Source organism: Mucilaginibacter straminoryzae (assembly GCF_022953055.1).
Classification (GTDB): Bacteria; Bacteroidota; Bacteroidia; order Sphingobacteriales; family Sphingobacteriaceae; genus Mucilaginibacter; species Mucilaginibacter straminoryzae.
The window spans coordinates 66,400-86,223 of the sequence record NZ_JALJEJ010000004.1 but is presented as its reverse complement, the minus strand read 5'-3'; the positions used below and the strand labels follow the sequence as shown (position 1 = coordinate 86,223).

Here is a 19,824-nt window from a genome sequence, read left to right as displayed (position 1 = left end):
ATGTTATTGAACAAAAAGATATATCGCTTTTTACTATTTGCAGCCCTTTATACGGGGCTGTCGGCGCATGCGCAGGATACCGTAAGATACATTGGCAAAACGTTGTCGAACGTAGATTATCATCATGGCGAACTAAGTCCGGCGGTGGGGGTACATAATATCCAGATCTTCCGGGCCAATCGCGAGCATCCTGAAAAGGCCGATGGCTTTGGCTTCACATACAACCATGCGCCCATGATGGCCTACTGGAATAAGCAATTTTATGTAGAGTATCTGAGCGATAAGGTAGGCGAAAGTGTTCCACCAGGGCAAACCTTGTTACTCACTTCAAAAGATGGCGAAACTTGGACCAAGCCCGTTGTGGTATTTCCGCAATACCGCATTCCGGACGGTACCACCAAGCCTGGTAAAAACATAGTGGCAAAAGACCTGATGGCGGTGATGCACCAGCGTATGGGTTTTTATACCTCCAAATCTAAAAGGTTATTAGTGCTGGGTTTCTATGGCATTTGCCTGGATGCCCATGACGATCCGAATGACGGATTAGGCATCGGCAGAGTGGTGCGGGAGGTTTCCCCTGACGGTAAATTCGGGCCGATCTATTTCATCCATTACAACCCGCAGTGGAACGAATCGAATACTTCTTATCCGTTCTACAAGAAAAGCAAAGACAAGGGCTTTGTACAGGCATGCGACGAACTAATGGCTAATCCGCTTGAAATGATGCAATGGGTGGAAGAGACCGACAAGAAAGATCCACTGATTCCTTTGCATAAAGATTATAAGGCTTTCAATTTTTACCACTTACCTGATGGCCGGGTAGTAGGGCTCTGGAAATATGCATTAACGGCCATTAGTACAGACAATGGTAGAACCTGGCCGACCAATGCCAGCCGGGCACCTGGCTTCGTAAATGCCAATGCCAAGGTATGGGGGCAGCGCACTACAGATGGTAAATATGCCACGGTTTATAATCCTTCTGAATTCCGCTGGCCTTTGGCGGTATCGGTGAGTAAGGATGGTCTGAATTACGAAAATTTGTTGTTGGTAAATGGCGAGATAGCTACCATGAGGTATGGCGGCAATTACAAATCGTACGGGCCGCAGTATGTGCGCGGCATTACCGAAGGCGACGGTACTCCGCCCGATGGCAAGTTGTGGGTAAGCTACAGCATGAACAAAGAGGATATCTGGGTAGCTGCTATCCCGGTTCCGATCACTGCTGATCCGGGCGGGCAGGCCAATGATGTATTTGCAGATCTTCCTGCTGGTAAAGAGTTAGAAAAATGGAATATCTACAGCCCGCTTTGGGCGAAGGTAGCGATTGATAAGGGGCCAGACGGTCAAAAATGTCTGACCTTAAAAGATCAAGACCCGTTTGATTTTGCCAAGGCGGAGCGCGTAATTCCCGCATCGCAAAAAGTACAGGTAGAGTTTGATCTGGCTGCAGGGCAGAACAATACCGGCAAATTGGACATCGAATTTCAGGACGAAAAAGGCCATCCGGCTGTTCGGCTGACGTTAGATTCTGCTGGGGCTTTTGTTACCAAGGCGGGGTATCGTTTAAAAGGTATGATGAAGTACGAGCCGAACAAGAATTACCACGTTACGGTGAAGCTGCATACCGGCACGCGCTTTTATACTGTTAATGTTAATGGTAAGGATGTTACTACAGGTTTGTTCTTTAATCCGGTAGCAACCATCAACCGGGTAACATTCCGTACAGGTACGGTTCGGCATTTCCCGGATGCGGATACCCCTACAGACCAGGATTTCGACCAAAAGAATGCCGGGGAAGCTGCTCCGCTGGCTACTTATTATATCAAATCATTTAAAACCGCTGCTTACTAATGTTTTTGAAAAGGATCATCGGGCTTTTGATATTGTCGGCATGTTTAGTACAGGCACGTGCCACCGTTGTATTACCTAAAATACTGGGCAATGGAATGGTATTGCAGCAAAAACAATTCGTACCCATTTGGGGAGCCGCGACTCCCGGCGAAAAAGTTACCGTTACGTTTAAACAGCAAACAAAAACTACAACTACAGATGCAGACGGTAACTGGCAGGTGATGTTAAGCCCGCTTGTGGCCTCTGCCGATCCCGCAATCATGACCATCAGCGGGACAAATACCATCCAGCTAACTAACATCCTGGTAGGCGAGGTTTGGTTGGCATCGGGCCAGTCGAACATGCAGTATGAGATGCGGAAGAACAGCAAGGTAAAGAAGCCGGATACCAGCACGGTTAATTCGCCGGTCGATGAACTGGAACGCGCACATAATCCGCAGATCCGTATTTTTCTGGTGACGCAAAAGAATTTAAGAAAGCCAGATTCACTGCACACCGGGTGGGATATTGCGGAAGATTCTGCCTTGCGAAATTTTAATGCGGCCGGTTATTTCTTCGCTAAAAACCTGCAGGCAAGATTGAAGGTACCCGTCGGCATTATTTCCTCAGCTATTAGCGGCAGCCGGATTGAACCCTGGGCGCCGAAAGAGGCCTTTGACCAGGTGAGTTATTTTAAAGAGCAGGATTATAAAATAGAAGGCGAACCGGGCAAGTTTTACAATACCATGATTGCCCCGCTAGCTCCTTTTGCCATTTCCGGCTTTTTGTGGTACCAGGGCGAAAGTAATTGTTTCCTGGGTGAAACCATTAGCTACACTTATAAAATGGAGGCGCTGATCAACAACTGGCGCAGTACCTGGCATAATCTCAAACTGCCTTTCTACTACGTGCAGATTGTGCCCTACTATTATTCTAAAGCTACCGGTAAAGTACCCTACACGGCAGAAACATTACCCAAATTCTGGGAGGCGCAAACCGCTGCTTTGGCAATCCCGCATACAGGGATGATCGTCACCACTGATTTAAACGACGATATTAAAAACTTGCATCCACCATTTAAATGGGAGGTAGGCCGAAGGTTGGCGCTGTTAGCGTTGAAGAACACCTATGGGCAAAAGCAGGTGGTAGCTTCCGGTCCGGTTTATCAGAAGATGAACATCAAGGGGCAGCAGGCAATCCTGAAATTTAAAGACGAAGGAACAGGCTTGGTGAGTCATGATGGTAAACCGCTCAGCCATTTTACCATTGCAGGGGCAGATAGCATTTTTTACCCGGCCACGGCGACAATAGAAGGCGATAAGGTGGTTGTATCTGCACCGCAGGTAAGCAAACCTGTAGCGGTACGCTTCGCCTGGGCCGAAGATGCACAGCCCAATTTTTATAATAAGGAAGGCTTACCGACCCGGCCCTTCAGAACCGATAACCCGTTACAATTTAAACCCTGATGCTGACCCGACTTAAAATAGCTCAATTTATCACAGCCTGTACGTTGCTGTTAAGCGTAGTTAACGTCTTAGGGCAGAAAACACAACGTGTGTACCTTTCCGGCACGGGGAGCGATCATACTGTCAAATGGGATTTCTTCTGTACTGCAGGGCGTAATTCCGGTAAGTGGACCACCATTCCAGTTCCTTCAAACTGGGAATTACAGGGCTTTGGCAAATACAATTATGGCTTAGATAAAGATAGCCTGAAGGGCCGCGAAGAAGGCTTATATAAGTATAATTTTAAAGTGCAGGCCAGTTGGAAGGGCAATAGCATACAGATCGTGTTTGAAGGCTCCATGACGGATACTGAAGTGAAGATCAATGGACAGTCAGTAGGAGCGATACATCAGGGATCATTTTATTGCTTTAAGTATGATATTACCCCTTTGCTGAAGTATGGGGGGGATAACCTGCTTGAAGTCCGCGTTGCAAAATACTCTGCAAATAAATCTGTTAATGATGCAGAACGGAAAGGCGATTTTTGGGTGTTCGGGGGTATTTACCGCCCGGTTTATCTGGAAGCTGCCCCTGCGCAACATATCCGTAGTGTAGCGGTAGATGCTAAGGCAGACGGCCAGTTTAAAGCAAACTTAAAACTTGCCGGAACGAGCACTGCATCAAAAGTGACGGCGCAGATTTATACCCTGACAGGTCAAAAAGTAGGCGCACCGTTTACCGGCAGCATCGCAAAAGGAGATACTGTTGCCCGTATCCAGGGTAAAGTGGTTAACCCCAAATTATGGACACCTGAAATGCCAAACCTTTATAATGTAGTATTTACCCTTTCCGGTAAAGCAGGTGCTATCCACACCGTTACCCAGCGTTTCGGTTTCCGTACTATCGAACTGCGCGAGCGCGACGGTATTTATGTAAACAATGTTAAGATTAAATTTAAAGGCGTTAACCACCATTCGTTCTGGCCAACCACCGGGCGTACGACCAATAAAACGCTAAGCATTGAAGATGTAAAGTTGATGAAGGATATGAACATGAATGCGGTGCGCATGTCGCACTATCCGCCGGATGATCACTTCCTGGATGTTTGTGATTCCCTTGGCCTGTTTGTGTTGGACGAGCTTTGCGGTTGGCATAATAAGTACGATACGCCGACGGGTTCAAAACTGGTGCATGAAATGATTGAGCATGATGTGAACCATCCGTCCATCGTGATGTGGGACAATGGTAACGAAGGCGGCTTTAATTTCGAACTCGATCATTGGTTTGATGAACTGGATATTCAAAAACGCCCTTTGATTCACCCTTGGGCTGTTTTTCGCGGCACTGATACACAACACTACATCAATTATGATTACGGTGCGGGGACGCACTTGCACGGCCACGATATTGTTTTCCCGACGGAATTCCTGCATGGGCTTTACGATGGCGGCCATGGTGCGGGTTTAGATGATTACTGGGAACAAATGTATCGTACGCCGCTTTCGGCAGGTGGTTTCTTGTGGGTATTTGCAGATGAAGCTGTTGTGCGAACAGACCGTAACGGAGAATTGGATGCAGACGGCGATCACGGCCCGGATGGTATCGTCGGACCATATCACGAAAAGGAAGGCAGCTACTACACCATTAAGGAAGTATGGTCGCCTGTTTACCTGGCTCCTAAAGAAATTACGCCTGCTTTTGATGGTAAACTTACCGTTCAGAACCGTTTTATCTACACCAATCTAAAGCAATGCTCCTTCACCTGGAAATTGGCTTCTTTTGATGGTCCGCATTTGACCGGATCAAAGCGCGCTATCACAGGTGGGATCAATGCGCCTGAAGTAGCGCCCGGGCATTATGGCGAATTATCCCTAAAGCTTCCCACTAATTGGAAAACCTACGATGTGCTGTACGTTACGGCTTTCGACCCCGCCCGTCATGAACTGTTTACCTGGAGTATGCCGATCACGCTTCCTGCTAAAATGGCTGCAAAACTGGTTGACAAGTCAGGAGCAGCAAAGCCTGAAATCTCCGAAACAGATTCGATCTACCGCGTTAAAGCAAACGGCGTTCAACTGGAATTTAGCCGTAACAATGGCGTGTTAATGCAGGTGAAAAACGGTAAGGGAAATATCCCGTTCAATAACGGCCCGGTACTATCACAAGGCCAGGCACAGGCTGGTTTTCAAAGCCTGAGCCACCGGTATGAAGGCAATAACCTGATTATTGAAGCGCAGTTCGGCAAAAAAACTATCGAAAAAGAATTGAAATGGACCATCCATTCTTCCGGCATCGTTCAACTGGATGTGAAATACTTCCCTACAGATTACGAATTTGATTACATGGGTGTAAACTTTTCCTTCCCTGAAAGCCAGGTGAAAGGAATTACCTATTTAGGCAGCGGCCCATACCGTGTATGGAAGAACCGCTTAAAAGGAACTTCTTTAGGCGTTTGGAACAAACCCTACAACAATACCATTACCGGGCAGGGCAACGTGATCTATCCTGAATTTAAGGGTTATTACAGTAATCTGTATTGGGTGAAACTGCAAAACACCAGCCAGCCGGTAACCATTTATTGTGCCAGCGAAGATGTCTACCTGCGTTTGTTCACACCGGCTAATCCTAAAAATGTGTACAATACGGCCCCGCCTTTCCCGGTAGGTGATATTTCGTTCATGCACGCAATCCCGGCTATCGGTACCAAGTCGCAAAAAGCAGAAAATACAGGTCCGGCGGGTATTAAAAACCGCTATTACGATTACAGCCGCGATCCGGAGTACGCCAAGCCGTTAACCTTATATTTCGATTTTTCGGGTAATGAATAAAGTATTTTCACATATCAGGCTGATCGCATTGTTGGTAGTTTTTTCAATTACTGCCGTAGTTGCAAATGCTGCCATTACCTTAAGCAGTACAAAGTGTGAAATGCTGGTAAACCCTTTGGGCATCAATACTACCGCACCGCGCCTAAGCTGGGTGATTAACAGTGATGCGCGAAATACGATGCAGACAGCCTATCAGATCCTGGTAGCCTCTACACCAGAAAAATTGGCGGCCGGTAAGGCAGATCTTTGGGATTCTGGTAAAGTGCCTTCTGATCGTTCCATCATGGTCAAATATGCGGGCAGGCCTTTGACAAGCCGTTCAGCATGCTACTGGAAAGTTAAAGTATGGACCAACAAGGGCGAAAGTGGCTGGAGCGCGGTGAACCATTGGTCGGTCGGATTATTAAAACCTACCGACTGGTCGGCCAAATGGATTGGTTGGGAAGCAGGCTTTCCGTGGGATAGCGTATCCAAGTTTTCGCGGCTTTCTGCCCGGTATTTCCGTAAAGAATTCGCCGTTCAGCAACCGATAAAAAAAGCAGTGCTTTATATTGCCGGTCCGGGTCATTACCAACTGTTTGTAAACGGTACCCAGCCTGACGACCAGGTTTTGGCGGAATCACCTACGGATTATACTAAATCAGTAAAGTATAACACGTTCGATGTTACTAAAACCATCAGCAAAGGGAAAAATGCGTTAGGTGTGGTGTTAGGCAACGGTCGTTTCTTTACCATGCGGCCAAAATACAAACCGAAGAAGATTAAAGAATTTGGCTTTCCTAAGCTATTGCTACAGTTGGAAATTACGTACCAGGATGGCCATAGACAGATGATAACCAGCGACGATAGCTGGAAATTTACGGCAGACGGGCCGATTCGCTCTAATAACGAATACGATGGGGAAGAATATGATGCGCGGAAAGAATTATCGGGCTGGAACCTGGCAGGGTTTAACGACACGAACTGGCTTAAACCGCAGCTAACACCATCGCCGGATGGTAAACTGGAAGCCCAGATGAACGAACCTCAACGGGTTCTGCAAAAGATAAAGCCGGTAAGTATTAAGCAATCGGGCAGCGCCTGGATTTTAGACCTGGGCCAGAACATGGCGGGTTGGCTTCAGTTAAAAGTTAAGGGTAAGGCTGGTGAGCAGGTTACACTACGCTTTGCCGAGACTTTGCAGAAAGGTGGTAGCATTTATACCCGTAACCTGCGCGACGCCAAATCCACCGATGTTTATACGCTGAAAGGAGCAGGGATAGAAACCTGGCACCCGGATTTTGTGTTCCACGGATTTCGTTTCGTAGAAGTGAGCGGTTATCCGGGTACACCTGCAATCGATGATTTTGAAGGGCAGGTAGTTTCAGACGATTTGGAAAATACCGGCACGTTTGAAACTTCAGATTCCACCATTAATCATATTTACAGAAACTCTTATTGGGGTATCCTGAGCAACTATAAAGGCATGCCTGTAGATTGCCCGCAGCGTAACGAGCGTATGCCATGGCTGGGCGACCGCGCGGTAGGTTCGTTAGGCGAAAGCTTTGTTTTTGCCAATGGCAACCTCTATGCAAAGTGGCTGGACGACATCGAAGAAGCGCAAACCCCGGAAGGGGCGATCCCGGATGTTGCCCCCGCTTACTGGAACTATTACAGCGATAACATGACTTGGCCGGGTACTTACATCCTGGTAGCAGATATGCTGTACAACCAATTTGATGACAAAGCCCCAATAGAAAAGCACTACGCTTCGATGAAGAAGTGGCTGGATTACATGCGCGCTAAGTACCTGAAGAATGATCTGATGACGAAGGACAAGTATGGCGACTGGTGTGTTCCGCCGGAATCGCCGGAACTGATCCATTCTAAAGATCCGGCCCGTAATACAGATGGTACGCTCATTGCAACGGCTTATTATTACCACCTGCTCAGTCTGATGAAGGGCTTTGCTATCCTGCTAAATAAGCCTACAGATGCCGCAGCTTTTGATGGGTTGATGCGTAAAACTGCAACTGCTTTCAATGTGCGTTATTTCGATCAAAATACATTCAGATACGATAACAATACCGTAACCGCTAACCTGCTGCCGCTTTATTTTGGTATGGTGCCGCAAGCGTATCAACAGCAGGTGTTCGGGAATATCGTAGAAAAGATCAAAGAAAATAACGTGCATATCAGCACTGGTGTAATTGGTACGCAGTGGCTGATGCGCTGCCTCACTAAATATGGTCGTGCTGATCTGGCCTACCGCATTGCCGCCAACGGCGACTATCCGAGCTGGGGGTATATGGTTAACCATGGCGCTACTACCATCTGGGAGCTATGGAATGGCGATACTGCCAACCCGGAGATGAATTCGCACAACCACATTATGCTGCTGGGCGATCTGATTGCATGGTACTACCAGGGTCTGGCGGGTATCAGGGCGCAATCGCCGGGTTTTAAAACAATAGAAATGAAACCGGCTTTCGATTCGGGTTTAAGTGATGTAAAGGCAAGTTACCGCACACCTTACGGCTTGATAAAAAGCGCATGGAAGAAAACGGGTAATGGCTTAAACTGGCAGGTGACTCTTCCGTCGAATACCAAAGCCGTGTTAGCTATCCCGGCGAAGAACATTGCGGCGATTACAATTGATGGAGCTGCTATCGCCGGTCAGAAAGATATTAAAGCAGCGGTTGAAAAGAGCGGGTTAGTGAAAATAGAAATCGGTTCTGGCGATTACAATTTCAGTGTGAAAAATTAAAATGTTGGTGATGGTTAAACTCAAAATAGCTATAGTACTTATTGTCTTTGCGATGGCTTCATCAGCTTTGGTTAAAGCGCAAACGGCGCCCTGGAAAGCAGGCGTAGTTAAAGATGAATTCATATACGAGAAGGCTCCGTACAAAGAGTGTCACGCGGCAACTATTGCAGAAACGCAGAAAGGTTTGGTTGCTTCGTGGTTTGGCGGCACCAAAGAACGCAACCCGGACGTTTGTATCTGGGTGAGCCGTTACGAGAACGGAAAGTGGACAGAGGCTGAAAATGTAGCTAACGGTATTCAGAACGATACTTTGCGCTTCCCTTGCTGGAACCCGGTTTTATTCCAGGTACCCAACGGTAATTTGCTGCTGTTTTATAAGATCGGCCCAAAGCCCTCAGATTGGAAGGGGTATATGAAGACTTCGGCCGATGGCGGCAAAACCTGGTCGGCGCAGATCGCTTTACCAGACGGGTTCATCGGCCCTGTAAAAAATAAGCCGGTGATGCTGAAGAACGGTACCATCCTTTGTCCTTCAAGTACCGAGGGCGATGGCTGGAAGGTACATTTCGAAGCATCTACTGATGGCGGCAAAACCTGGAAAATGATCGGCCCGATTAATGAAGGTAAAGATCTGAAAGCAATTCAGCCAAGTATCTTAACTTATAAAGACGGCCGTTTGCAGATCCTTTGCCGCAGCCAAAACCGCGCGATACTGGAATCATGGTCAACTGATAACGGGAATACCTGGTCGCCGCTGGCAAAAACTTCGCTGCCAAACAATAATTCCGGTACGGATGCGGTAACGCTTAAATACGGCCGGCAGGTATTGGTTTACAACCATGTGCTGCCTCCGGGCAATTTGGCTAAAGGCCCTCGCACACCCCTCAACCTGTCTGTTTCTAAGGATGGAAAGACATGGTATGCAGCGGTGATCCTGGAAGATTCGCCCATCAGTCAGTATTCTTATCCATCGGTTATTCAAACCAGAGATGGCATGATCCACGTGGTGTATACCTGGCGCAGGCTACGGATCAAACACCAGGTGATCGACCCTAAGAAATTAGTATTAAAAGAAATTAAAAATGGCGAGTGGCCCGCTATGCCCGGCTATACTGCGCCGGTAGTTACAGGCGATTCTAAAGATTTGTAAGATGAAAAAGTATTTGCTCTTGATGTTCGCACTTTGTGCCCCTTTGCTGTTGCTGGCGCAGCAGGATGCGGATCACCAATACCGGAAATCGCTGAAAGAGGTTTTGGACGAAATTCAGCAGCGTTTTAAAGTGCGGGTGAAATATACCGATGCCCAGGTGAAGGATAAGTACGTTAATTATGCCGATTGGCGTTTCCGCAACACTGCGGAAGAAACCCTGGCAAACGTGCTGGCTCCGCTGGATATGAAGGTGAACAAGGAAGGGCCAACCACTTACAAGCTTAAAGAGTTTGAATATTTCCGCTGGGCGGTACAAGACGGCTGGAAAAAGCTGGATAGTATAGCCAAGCAATACCATGATAAGGCTTCGTTCGAAGAGCGAAAAGCAATGCTACGGCCGCAGCTGTATAAAGCGCTGAACCTGTCGCCGCTGCCCCCAAAGCCAAATTCCAAACCGATTATTACCGCTAAAAGAATTTATGATGGCTATTCTGTTGAAAACATCGCCATCGAGATTTTACCGGGGCTTTACATCAACGGATCACTCTATAAGCCGCTAAAGATCAAAGGAAAAATTCCGGTGATCCTGAGTCCGGATGGGCACTGGCCGGAACAGCGCTACCGTGCAGATTGTCAGCTGCGTTGTGCAACACTGGCGCGTATGGGGGCTATAGCCTACAGCTATGATCTGTTTGCCTGGGGCGAATCGCTGCTGCAGTTTAAATCCGACGATCACCGAACAGGTATGGCGCAGGTAATCCAGACGCTGGGTGCAATACGCATCTTAGATTACGTGCTGACGTTGAAGGAAACCGATCCGAACCGGGTGGGGATCAGCGGTGGTTCTGGCGGAGGTAGCCATACGGTATTAATGGCGGCATTAGATCCACGCATTAAACTGAGTGCGCCGGTGGTTTCCGTTTCTTCTTATTTCTATGGCGGCTGCCCTTGCGAAAGCGGAATGCCGATTCATTCCTGCGCGGGCGGTACGGATAACGTGGAAATAGCGGCCATGGCAGCACCAAATCCGCAATTATTAATTTCCGATGGCAAAGATTGGACAGCTGAAATGCCGCAGCATGATTTTCCTTACCTGCAAAAGATTTACGGTTATTATGGAAAGGCAGACAATGTAGAAAATGTTCATTTGCCGAAGGATGGGCATGATTTCGGGCCGTCTAAACGCTTTCCGCTTTACCGATTCATTGCCAAGCATTTCAATTTAAATATCAAGGCGATTGAAGGTCAGAACGGGGGGATTGATGAGTCAAAAGTGACCATAGAGAAAGCGCCGCAAATGTATGTTTTCGGCGAACATGGCGAGAAGCTGCCTGCTAATGCGATCAAAGGTTTAGATCAGCTTCAGGCAGAATTTAACCGTATTACCAGTCAAAATTCTTCTAAATAAATAGCGATGGAAAGGTTTAAAAAAGCTTTAAAGGGTTTTGCTTTACTCGGTTTATTAAGTGTGACGTTTACAGTTAACCGTGCAGCAGCGCAGACGAGTCAGCGTTATAAAGTTGCCGTGGTTGACCTGATGATCCTGAAAAGGCAAAAATTGGGCGCCTTGCAGCTGTCTAAAGATTTGGGTGCCGACGGGGTAGAGGTAGATATGGGCGGCTTAGGTAACCGGGAGACCTTTGATAATCAGCTGGCGAAAGATTCGGTAAGAAACCTGTTCCTGGCTAAAGCAAAAGAACTGAACCTGGAGATATCCTCCCTGGGCATGACGGGCTTCTTCGCGCAGTCGTTTGCGCAAAGGCCGACGGCCGTAACAGCGGTGACAGACTGTATCAATACCGCGAAAAGCATGAATGTAAAAGTTGCTTTTTTGCCTATGGGTGTGCAGGGTGATCTGGTGAAGAACCCGGAGTTAAGACCAGCCATTGTAGAACGCTTAAAAGAAGCGGGTAAAATTGCCGAGGAGGCCGGGGTGACCATCGGTATTGAAACTTCATTGGACGCCAAAGGCGAACTGAAACTATTGAAAGATGTAGGCTCGCCTGCCGTAAAAAGCTATTTCAACTTTTCCAATGCAGTAAAGAACGGCCGTGATATTAGCGATGAGTTGAAGGTACTCGGGAAGAAGAACATCGTCCAGATCCACTGCACAAATGAGGATGGCGTGTGGTTACAGAATGACCCGAAGATCGACCTGAAAAAGGTTAAAAAGACCCTGGATAAAATGGGCTGGAGCGGCTGGCTGGTGATCGAGCGTTCGCGCGATGCCAATGATCCGCGTAATGTAAAAAAGAACTTTAGCGCCAATACAGCCTACGTAAAATCAATATTTCAGGCAACAGAATAATGTTCGGCAAAAAGGCAAATATCGTGTTATTAGCAGTTGTATTGGGTTTAACCCGCGTGCAGGCTGCAGATATTTGGATATCGCCTTTGGGTAACGATGCCAATGCCGGTACCAAAGAAAGCCCGATGCGCACGGTTGCGAAAGCTTTACGGAAAGCACGTGAAATGCGCAGGCTGAAAGATTCAACCATCGCCAGTGGAATTCACATCATTTTAAAGCAGGGGGAGTACGTATTAGAGGAGCCGCTTCGTATACTTCCCGAAGACTCCGGTACGGAACAAGCCCCAACATGGATAGAATGCGAGCAGGGTGCCAATGCCGCTATCAGCGGCGGGCTGAACATCGCGGGTTGGCAATTGCTCAAACAGCCGGTAAAAGGGTTACCTAATACAGCAAAAGGGAAAGTTTGGGTAGCAGATGCCCCGCGAATAGCGGGCAACCAGATCTTGTTCCGGCAGCTATGGGTAAACGGCAACAAGGCCATCCGAGCCAGGAGTGTTAACAATTGGGAGAAGATGCCCCGGATTATTTCGCTCGACAAACAAAAGGAAGAAATGGTTATTTCGTCTTCAGCTCTGCCTTTGGGAGACTACGTCCAATTGGAAATGGTAATTCACCAGATGTGGGCCATTGCCAATTTGAGAGTTAAGACAGTTGCTAAACAAGGCGAGCAAACCAAACTGACATTTTATCAACCCGAAAGCCACATCGAATTTGAACATCCATGGCCTTCCGCAGTGATAGATAAAGATGGGAAGATGAACGGCAACTCGCCGTTTTATTTAACCAATTCACTTGCCTTTTTAGATACCCCGGGCGAATGGTTCGAGGATATGCAGACCGGCAAGGTTTATTACTGGCCACGCAAAGGCGAGGATATGAGCAAGGCCACAGTTAATGTTCCTGTATTGGAAAACCTGGTGGAAATTAAGGGTACGGCAGAACGGCAGGTAAGCAACGTTCACTTCAAAGGCATTACGTTCGAATACGCCACCTGGCTTCGGCCTTCGCTACAGGGGCATGTGCCATTACAGTCGGGCATGTACTTGCTGGATGCGTATAAGCTGAAAGTGCCAGGCACGCCTGAAAAGCCAAAGCTGGAGAACCAGGCCTGGGTAGGCAGGCCACCTGCGGCGGTACAGGTTTCTTATGCTAACCACACCTCATTTAACAATTGCACATTTCGCCACCTGGCTTCTGCCGGATTAGACTATCTGAAGTACACCCACGACGACGAGATTTCGGGCAACCTGTTCAAAGATATCGGCGGCTCGGCTATACAGGCTGGTGTGTTTTCTGAAGAAGGTTATGAAGCGCATTTGCCCTATAACCCGGCCGATGTAAATGAATTTGTTACCAAATTGAATATTAATAATAACCTGGTAAATGATGTCACTAATGAAGACTGGGGCTGCCTGGGCATCAGCGCCGGTTTTGTAAAGAATATCAACATCTCTCACAACGAGGTTTGCGAGGTAGGTTATACCGGCATCAGTGTAGGCTGGGGGTGGACCAAGGCTGCCAATGTGATGAGTAATAATATCATCCGCGCGAATAAAATACATCACTACGCCAGGCACCTTTATGATGTAGCCGGGATATATACCCTTTCGGCCCAACCTGGTACCATGATTACCGAAAATGAGGTGGATAGCATCTACAAGGTTTCTTACGCGCACGATCCGCACCACTGGTTTTACTTGTATACAGACGAAGGTTCTTCGGGCATTACGGTGAAAGATAATTGGACGCCTGCCGAAAAATACCTGAAGAATGCCAATGGCCCGGGTAATGTATGGGAAAATAACGGCCCGACGGTAAGTAATACCATCCGGCAAAATGCGGGGTTAGAACCCCAGTTTCGCTACCTGCTGAAAAATGTAGAGGTGAATAACGATAACCAGCCGATCAACCACGCAGAAAAGGAGGAGCAGCAATGAGACATTCTATCTGCTATTTACTTGTAGTAGCCTGGATTATGGTTGGTTCTCGGGCTAAAGCGCAACGTACAAGTACGCATCCAATAGTTATCGAAGTAAGCGGACCGGTAGGTAAATCTCTAAATACTAGGTTGTTGAATCGTATTGCTTCCCACTATCGCATTGCCGATTCAGCCATATATCATTGGAAAAACCACCTGGTGTTTTATGGCGATTTAGCTCATACCGCTGATCTTCAAAAGGCTTTGGCAAAGGCTTACATTGGCGCTCAGGTAAAGCAATATCCGCAACCCTTTTACCGCTTTAATCGACAGCAGCATTGTAAAGGAGCAAAAATAGCGGGCGAGTGGACGAATATAATTTTAACTGCTAACCTGGTGAAAGCCCCTGCTATGCAACAGCAGTACCTGCAATACCACGCCAGCCAGTTTACGAAGTGGCCCGAGGTAGCAAACGGGTTCTGTAATGCAGATTTTCAGCAGTTAATAGTGTATAAAAGCGGCAGGCAGTTAATGTTGGTGATCAGTATACCCAAAGGTAAAACTTTGGATGAGCTGAACCCTAAAACCACCGAGAACAACCCGCGAGTTGCAGAATGGAATAATATCATGAAGAAATACCAGGAGGGGATAGCTGGTACAAAGCCGGGCGAAACCTGGGTGTTTTTAAAACCAATAAACGAGCAATAAACCCGAAATAGAAGATGTTAAAATTAGGGATTTTAGGACTGGGAGAAGGCCGCAGCACCATGTCGGCGGCGTTAGCCAGCGACAGGTACGAATTGAAAACCATCTGCGACCGTAACCAGGAGTTGTGCGAATACCGTGCTAAGGAATTTGATTTTCACAACTATACCACCAATTACCAGGAGATGCTGGATGATTCGGAAATTGATGTGATTGCTATTTACACGCCCGATCATTTACATGCAGAGCATGTAAAGCAGGCCTTGCTGCATGGCAAGCATGTGGTATGTACCAAGCCTTTTATTGATGATCTGTCCAAAGCGCAGGAATTACTAAAGATTGCCGAGCAGTCGGGTAAAAAAGTATTTATCGGGCAAAGCTCCCGTTTTTTTGAACCGGCAAAACGTCAGCGGAAAGATTTTGAAGCGGGATTGATCGGCGAATTGATTACCGTCGAAAGCCATTACCATGCCGATCATCGCTGGTTTCTGGAAAAGCCTTGGGCGTTAGAAAGCGCCTTTAAGTGGTTGTATGGCGGACTGAGCCATCCGGTTGATTTCATTCGCTGGTATTTGCCAAACGTAGAAGAAGTAATGGGTTACGGCATGATCAGCAGTAACGGCAAGGCGGCAGGTTTGAAAAATGAAGACACCATGCACTTTATCTTTAAGGCAAGTGACGGACGGATTGCACGAGTAAGTGGTGCTTATACCGGGCCGACACAACCCGCAGAACGCGATAGCGGCATGACAGTGATCCTTCGTGGAACGGTAGGCGCTTCACAAGCGGACTATCATGAACTGCGCTATTCGGTAACTGATAAAACCGGCGAGGAGAAGATTGTGCGTTGGGGCGATGCTACCATGAAGCATTACTTCCGGTTCGAAGGGCAGAGCCACCACGCAGGGGAGTATCAGAACTACCTGGATTATTTTGCCGATAGCATTACTGAAGGCTTTACGGCCTACCCGGATATTAAAGAAGGTATTGGTACCGTGGCCTTGCTGCAAGCGATGGACCGTACACTGAAAACAGGCTTACCCGTAAAGGTAGCGGATATATTGGCCGAGTACCAGCTTTCAGCAGCAGCACTTAATTAATATCTATGGGAAATCTGGTACAACATCTTACTACGCTAGACTACCTGATTGTTGTTGGCTATCTGCTGGTGCTGATCATTATCGGCTACCGGGTAAGTTTTAGTAAAAAAACAAAACAAGACGAAACGCTTTTCCTGGCTAATAAATCGCTGGGCTGGGCCAGTATTGGCTTTAATATGTGGGGCACCAACGTGGGCCCTTCTATGCTACTGGCCTTCGCCAGTATTGGCTATAGCACGGGTATTGTGGCAGCTAATTTCGATTGGTACGCGTTTGTGTTCCTGATGCTGCTGGCATTGGTGTTCGCACCAAAATACTTAGCGGCGAATGTCACTACCATGCCGGAGTTTATGGGTAAGCGTTATGGCGATTCTACCCAGAATATCCTTGCCGTTTATGCGCTCATCAAAATCCTGATCTCGTGGCTTTCGCTGGGCTTGTTTGCCGGTGGCTTCCTGGTTCGACAAATCCTGGGTATTTCCATGTGGCAATCCGTGATTGTGCTGGTGTCTTTCGCAGGCTTGTTTGCTTTTGCCGGGGGACTGAAAGCCATTGCGAAGGTCAATATTTTTCAGATGATCCTGTTGATCTTGGTTTCGCTCACGTTGACCATTTTGGGTATCAGTAAAGTGGGTGGGCTTTCTGCGCTTTACCATAAAGTGCCGCATGATTACTGGAATTTAATTCACCCCGCCAGCGATAAAAAATATCCCTGGTATGCCATTCTGTTGGGCTATCCGGTTTCGGCTGTAGCCTTTTTCTGTACAGACCAGGCGATGGTGCAGTCGGTGTTAGGGGCGAAGAACCTGGAACAAGGTCAACTGGGGGTTAACTTTATCGGCTGGCTAAAGATATTGTCGCTGCCGCTGTTTATCCTCACCGGCGTGTTGTGTTATGCGCTGTTCCCGGGTTTGAAAGACCCTGCAGAGGCTTACATGACCATGGTAACGCACCTGTTCCCTCCGGGGATGAACGGGTTGGTGATCGTGGTGCTGATTGCCGTATTAGTGGGTACCATCGGTTCGTCGCTTAACTCTTTAAGCACAGTTTTCACAATGGATGTTTACGTAAAGAATTTCAACCCGGATGCTACCGATAAGGAAATTATTAAGATGGGCCGCATTTCTGTTGTGGCAGGTTGCGTATTCGCCATTGTTGTCGCCCTGGCAATCGACAGTATCAAGGGGTTGAACCTGTTCGATGTCTTTCAGTCGGTTTTGGGGTTCATTGCGCCGCCTTTATCTGTTGTATTCCTGCTGACAGTATTTTGGAAACGCACTACCCGGAGGGCGGTGAATTTTACGCTTTCGGTAGGTTCGGCTTTTAGTTTAGGCGTGGGAGTGGTTTACTTATGGGTGCTGCCGCCGGATACGCATCCTTTCTGGCCGCATTACCTGATGCTGTCGTTCCTGATTTTTGCTTTCCTGATGCTGGTTGCCGTCATGATCTCGCTGTTTGACCATAGCGGCACAACCTATACGGCAACAGAAGCCGAGCTGAATGATATTGCGAAACCAACCCAAAGGGTAAAAATAGCCTGGGCGATGCTCGTTATCGTCATGGTGGTACTTTATTTCATTTTCAACGGACATTAATTATGGGTAAAAGCTTTACGAATAAATTAGTCAGAAGGTGGTTCAAGGCCGTTATCATGCTACTGTCGATGACTTCCTCAGAAGCGGTGTTCGCACAAAAGGCATCATGGATCTGGTATCCCGGAGATTATGAGGTATGGATGAGCAACCGCATGCAGAACCGCCGTACAGAAAGAGGTTCTTTCCTGCCGCCATTCTGGAAACTGGACAGCCATTATGTACTGATTGATTTTCATAAAGATTTTGTGCTCGATGCACCTGAAACGGCCAATGTTTATGTAGAAGGGCAGTACAACCTGAAGATAGACGGTAAGGCGCTGCCAGGGTATCCGAAGAAAATTGAAGTACCTGCAGGCAAGCATCGTGTTAGTCTGAAGATTTATAATCAAGCCAGCGTACCCGCGGTGTTTATCGAAGGCAAGCACGTGTTTACGGATACTTCGTGGCGGGTCACTTATGAGGATAAGGAGTGGATCGATGCATCCGGTAAAACTTCAGATATTTCTTCCACCAAATATTTCCCTGCCGGAAGCTGGAATTTTCAAGACCCTAAATTAGCACCGTCTGCTTTCCGCCTACCTGTTCAGGAGCAAAAGGCGGCGGATGTTCAGAAAGAAGATCATCACTTTTTTGCAGATTTTGGCAAAGAGACCTTTGGCTATGTAAAGCTCCACAACCTGAAGGGTAAAGGAAAGATCAAGATTTACTATGGTGAATCTAAAGAGGAAGCGCTGGATACGCAAAAAGGCGAACTGGCGGATGAGATCGAGGTCAATCAACCAGAAGCTGCGGATTATACATTAGAAGGCAGCCGTGCTTTTCGTTATGTGAATATTCAGTTTGAAGGCCTTTCTGCTAACGATGTTTCCATGCTGTATGAATACAATCCGGAGACACGTCGCGGCAGCTTTAAGTGTTCTGACGAGGAGATCAACAAGATATACGATGTCGCGGCCTATACGCTGCAATTAAACACCCGCGAGTTTTTCATTGATGGCATTAAGCGCGACCGGTGGGTATGGTCGGGCGACGCTTACCAAAGCTACCTGATGAACTATTACCTGTTCTTCGACTCGCCCGAGGTAACACATACCTTGCTCGCACTGCGCGGCAAAGACCCGGTGACCAGCCATATTAATACCATTATGGACTATACGTTCTATTGGTTCCTGGGTATTTATGATTATTACCGCTATACCGGCGACCAGGCGTTCATCAAAAACCATTACGAACAAATGCAAACGCTGATGAACTTCTGCCTGAAACGGCGCGACCAGGACGGGTTGATGGAAGGTTTACCAGGCGATTGGGTATTCATTGATTGGGCGGATGGATTAAGCAAACAGGGGCAGGTAAGCTTTGAGCAATTATTGCTTTGCCGCAGCCTGGAAACCGTGGCGCTATGTGCTAAAATAGCAGGAGAGCAGGCTGATGCCGTTACTTATGATGCGCAAGCTTCAGACCTGAAAAAGAAACTGTTCAGTTACTATTGGAACCAGGATAAACATGCCTTTGTACACAGCCGTATTAACGGCAAGGCAACGGACAATGTCACCCGGTATACTAATATGTTCGCAGTGTTTTTTGATTACTTGAACGAGCAACAGCGGCAGGATGTAAAGAAGTATGTGCTGCTGAACAACCAGGTGCCGAAGATCACCACGCCTTATATGCGTTTTTACGAGCTGGAGGCCCTTTGTGCCTTGGGCGATCAGGCTAAGGTATTAAAAGAAATGAAAGACTATTGGGGCGGCATGCTCAAGTTAGGTGCAACATCTTTTTGGGAGGAATACAACCCCGCAAAGAGCGGGGCAGAACACTATGCCATGTACGGCCGCCCGTTCGGTAAAAGCCTTTGCCACGCCTGGGGAGCAAGTCCTATTTACTTGCTGGGTAAATACTACCTGGGTGTAAAGCCTGAAACAGCCGGTTACGAAACCTACAGGATAGAGCCGGTTTTGGGCGGCCTGCAATGGATGGAAGGTACGGTACCGACGCCGAAAGGAGATATTAAGGTGTATTGCAGCAAAGTGGAGATGAAGATTAGTGCAGCCGCGGGTAATGGTGTACTACGCTTTAAAAGCAAAAGCAAACCAAGCTGCAAAGGCGCAATAATTAAAAGCCTGGGTAACGGCAAATATGAGATGGCCGTTAGCGGTGGTAAGGATTATCAGATAAAATATTCGGCTATTTAAG

General features: G+C 47.5%; 12 protein-coding genes. All 12 read left to right on the top strand.

Annotated elements, in window-relative coordinates:
* The 12 genes from MUY27_RS09870 (at nucleotide 1) to MUY27_RS09815 (ending at nucleotide 19,823) form a co-directional block, all read left to right on the top strand.
* On the top strand, nucleotides 1-1,851 hold the full coding sequence (locus MUY27_RS09870) for an exo-alpha-sialidase (RefSeq protein WP_245129849.1): 1,851 nt from the start codon (nucleotides 1-3) through the stop codon (nucleotides 1,849-1,851).
* Nucleotides 1,851-3,296, top strand: coding sequence for a sialate O-acetylesterase (locus MUY27_RS09865; RefSeq protein ID WP_245129848.1), 1,446 nt, complete (start codon nucleotides 1,851-1,853; stop codon nucleotides 3,294-3,296). The genes MUY27_RS09870 and MUY27_RS09865 overlap by 1 nt, the downstream gene beginning before the upstream one ends.
* The gene (locus tag MUY27_RS09860; RefSeq protein WP_245129847.1) at nucleotides 3,296-6,103 is read left to right on the top strand and encodes a glycoside hydrolase family 2 protein; all 2,808 of its coding nucleotides are present in this window, start codon (nucleotides 3,296-3,298) and stop codon (nucleotides 6,101-6,103) included. Before MUY27_RS09865 ends, MUY27_RS09860 begins: the two co-directional genes overlap by 1 nt.
* Nucleotides 6,096-8,849, top strand: a complete 2,754-nt coding sequence (locus tag MUY27_RS09855; RefSeq protein WP_245129846.1) for a glycoside hydrolase family 78 protein — start codon at nucleotides 6,096-6,098, stop codon at nucleotides 8,847-8,849. Before MUY27_RS09860 ends, MUY27_RS09855 begins: the two co-directional genes overlap by 8 nt.
* A 10-nt stretch (nucleotides 8,850-8,859) precedes the next feature.
* Nucleotides 8,860-9,999, top strand: a complete 1,140-nt coding sequence (locus tag MUY27_RS09850) for a sialidase family protein (protein WP_245129845.1) — start codon at nucleotides 8,860-8,862, stop codon at nucleotides 9,997-9,999.
* 1 nt (nucleotide 10,000) lies between these two features.
* Nucleotides 10,001-11,407: an acetylxylan esterase gene (locus MUY27_RS09845; RefSeq protein WP_245129844.1), complete on the top strand. Its 1,407-nt coding sequence runs from the start codon at nucleotides 10,001-10,003 to the stop codon at nucleotides 11,405-11,407.
* A gap of 6 nt (nucleotides 11,408-11,413) precedes the next feature.
* Nucleotides 11,414-12,307: a sugar phosphate isomerase/epimerase family protein gene (locus MUY27_RS09840; RefSeq protein ID WP_245129843.1), complete on the top strand. Its 894-nt coding sequence runs from the start codon at nucleotides 11,414-11,416 to the stop codon at nucleotides 12,305-12,307.
* Between the two features lie 23 nt (nucleotides 12,308-12,330).
* A complete protein-coding gene (locus MUY27_RS09835; protein WP_245129842.1) occupies nucleotides 12,331-14,247 on the top strand; it encodes a right-handed parallel beta-helix repeat-containing protein in 1,917 nt (638 codons plus the stop codon).
* Nucleotides 14,244-14,936, top strand: coding sequence for an L-rhamnose mutarotase (locus tag MUY27_RS09830; protein ID WP_245129841.1), 693 nt, complete (start codon nucleotides 14,244-14,246; stop codon nucleotides 14,934-14,936). Before MUY27_RS09835 ends, MUY27_RS09830 begins: the two co-directional genes overlap by 4 nt.
* Nucleotides 14,937-14,950: 14 nt before the next feature.
* Complete coding sequence (locus tag MUY27_RS09825; protein ID WP_245129840.1) at nucleotides 14,951-16,033, top strand: Gfo/Idh/MocA family protein; 1,083 nt, start codon at nucleotides 14,951-14,953, stop codon at nucleotides 16,031-16,033.
* Nucleotides 16,034-16,038: 5 nt separating this feature from the next.
* Complete coding sequence (locus MUY27_RS09820) at nucleotides 16,039-17,628, top strand: sodium:solute symporter family transporter (protein ID WP_245129839.1); 1,590 nt, start codon at nucleotides 16,039-16,041, stop codon at nucleotides 17,626-17,628.
* 68 nt (nucleotides 17,629-17,696) lie between these two features.
* On the top strand, nucleotides 17,697-19,823 hold the full coding sequence (locus MUY27_RS09815) for an alpha-L-rhamnosidase-related protein (protein WP_245129838.1): 2,127 nt from the start codon (nucleotides 17,697-17,699) through the stop codon (nucleotides 19,821-19,823).
* The last annotated feature ends 1 nt before the right edge of the window (nucleotide 19,824 follow it).

What these genes read in the sequence shown, in the direction of transcription:
- MUY27_RS09870 (WP_245129849.1), top strand. Translation starts at nt 1, where the DNA reads ATGTTATTGAACAAAAAGATATATCGCTTTTTACTATTTGCAGCCCTT.
- MUY27_RS09865 (WP_245129848.1), top strand. Translation starts at nt 1,851, where the DNA reads ATGTTTTTGAAAAGGATCATCGGGCTTTTGATATTGTCGGCATGTTTA.
- MUY27_RS09860 (WP_245129847.1), top strand. Translation starts at nt 3,296, where the DNA reads ATGCTGACCCGACTTAAAATAGCTCAATTTATCACAGCCTGTACGTTG.
- MUY27_RS09855 (WP_245129846.1), top strand. Translation starts at nt 6,096, where the DNA reads ATGAATAAAGTATTTTCACATATCAGGCTGATCGCATTGTTGGTAGTT.
- MUY27_RS09850 (WP_245129845.1), top strand. Translation starts at nt 8,860, where the DNA reads ATGGTTAAACTCAAAATAGCTATAGTACTTATTGTCTTTGCGATGGCT.
- MUY27_RS09845 (WP_245129844.1), top strand. Translation starts at nt 10,001, where the DNA reads ATGAAAAAGTATTTGCTCTTGATGTTCGCACTTTGTGCCCCTTTGCTG.
- MUY27_RS09840 (WP_245129843.1), top strand. Translation starts at nt 11,414, where the DNA reads ATGGAAAGGTTTAAAAAAGCTTTAAAGGGTTTTGCTTTACTCGGTTTA.
- MUY27_RS09830 (WP_245129841.1), top strand. Translation starts at nt 14,244, where the DNA reads ATGAGACATTCTATCTGCTATTTACTTGTAGTAGCCTGGATTATGGTT.
- MUY27_RS09825 (WP_245129840.1), top strand. Translation starts at nt 14,951, where the DNA reads ATGTTAAAATTAGGGATTTTAGGACTGGGAGAAGGCCGCAGCACCATG.
- MUY27_RS09820 (WP_245129839.1), top strand. Translation starts at nt 16,039, where the DNA reads ATGGGAAATCTGGTACAACATCTTACTACGCTAGACTACCTGATTGTT.
- MUY27_RS09815 (WP_245129838.1), top strand. Translation starts at nt 17,697, where the DNA reads ATGACTTCCTCAGAAGCGGTGTTCGCACAAAAGGCATCATGGATCTGG.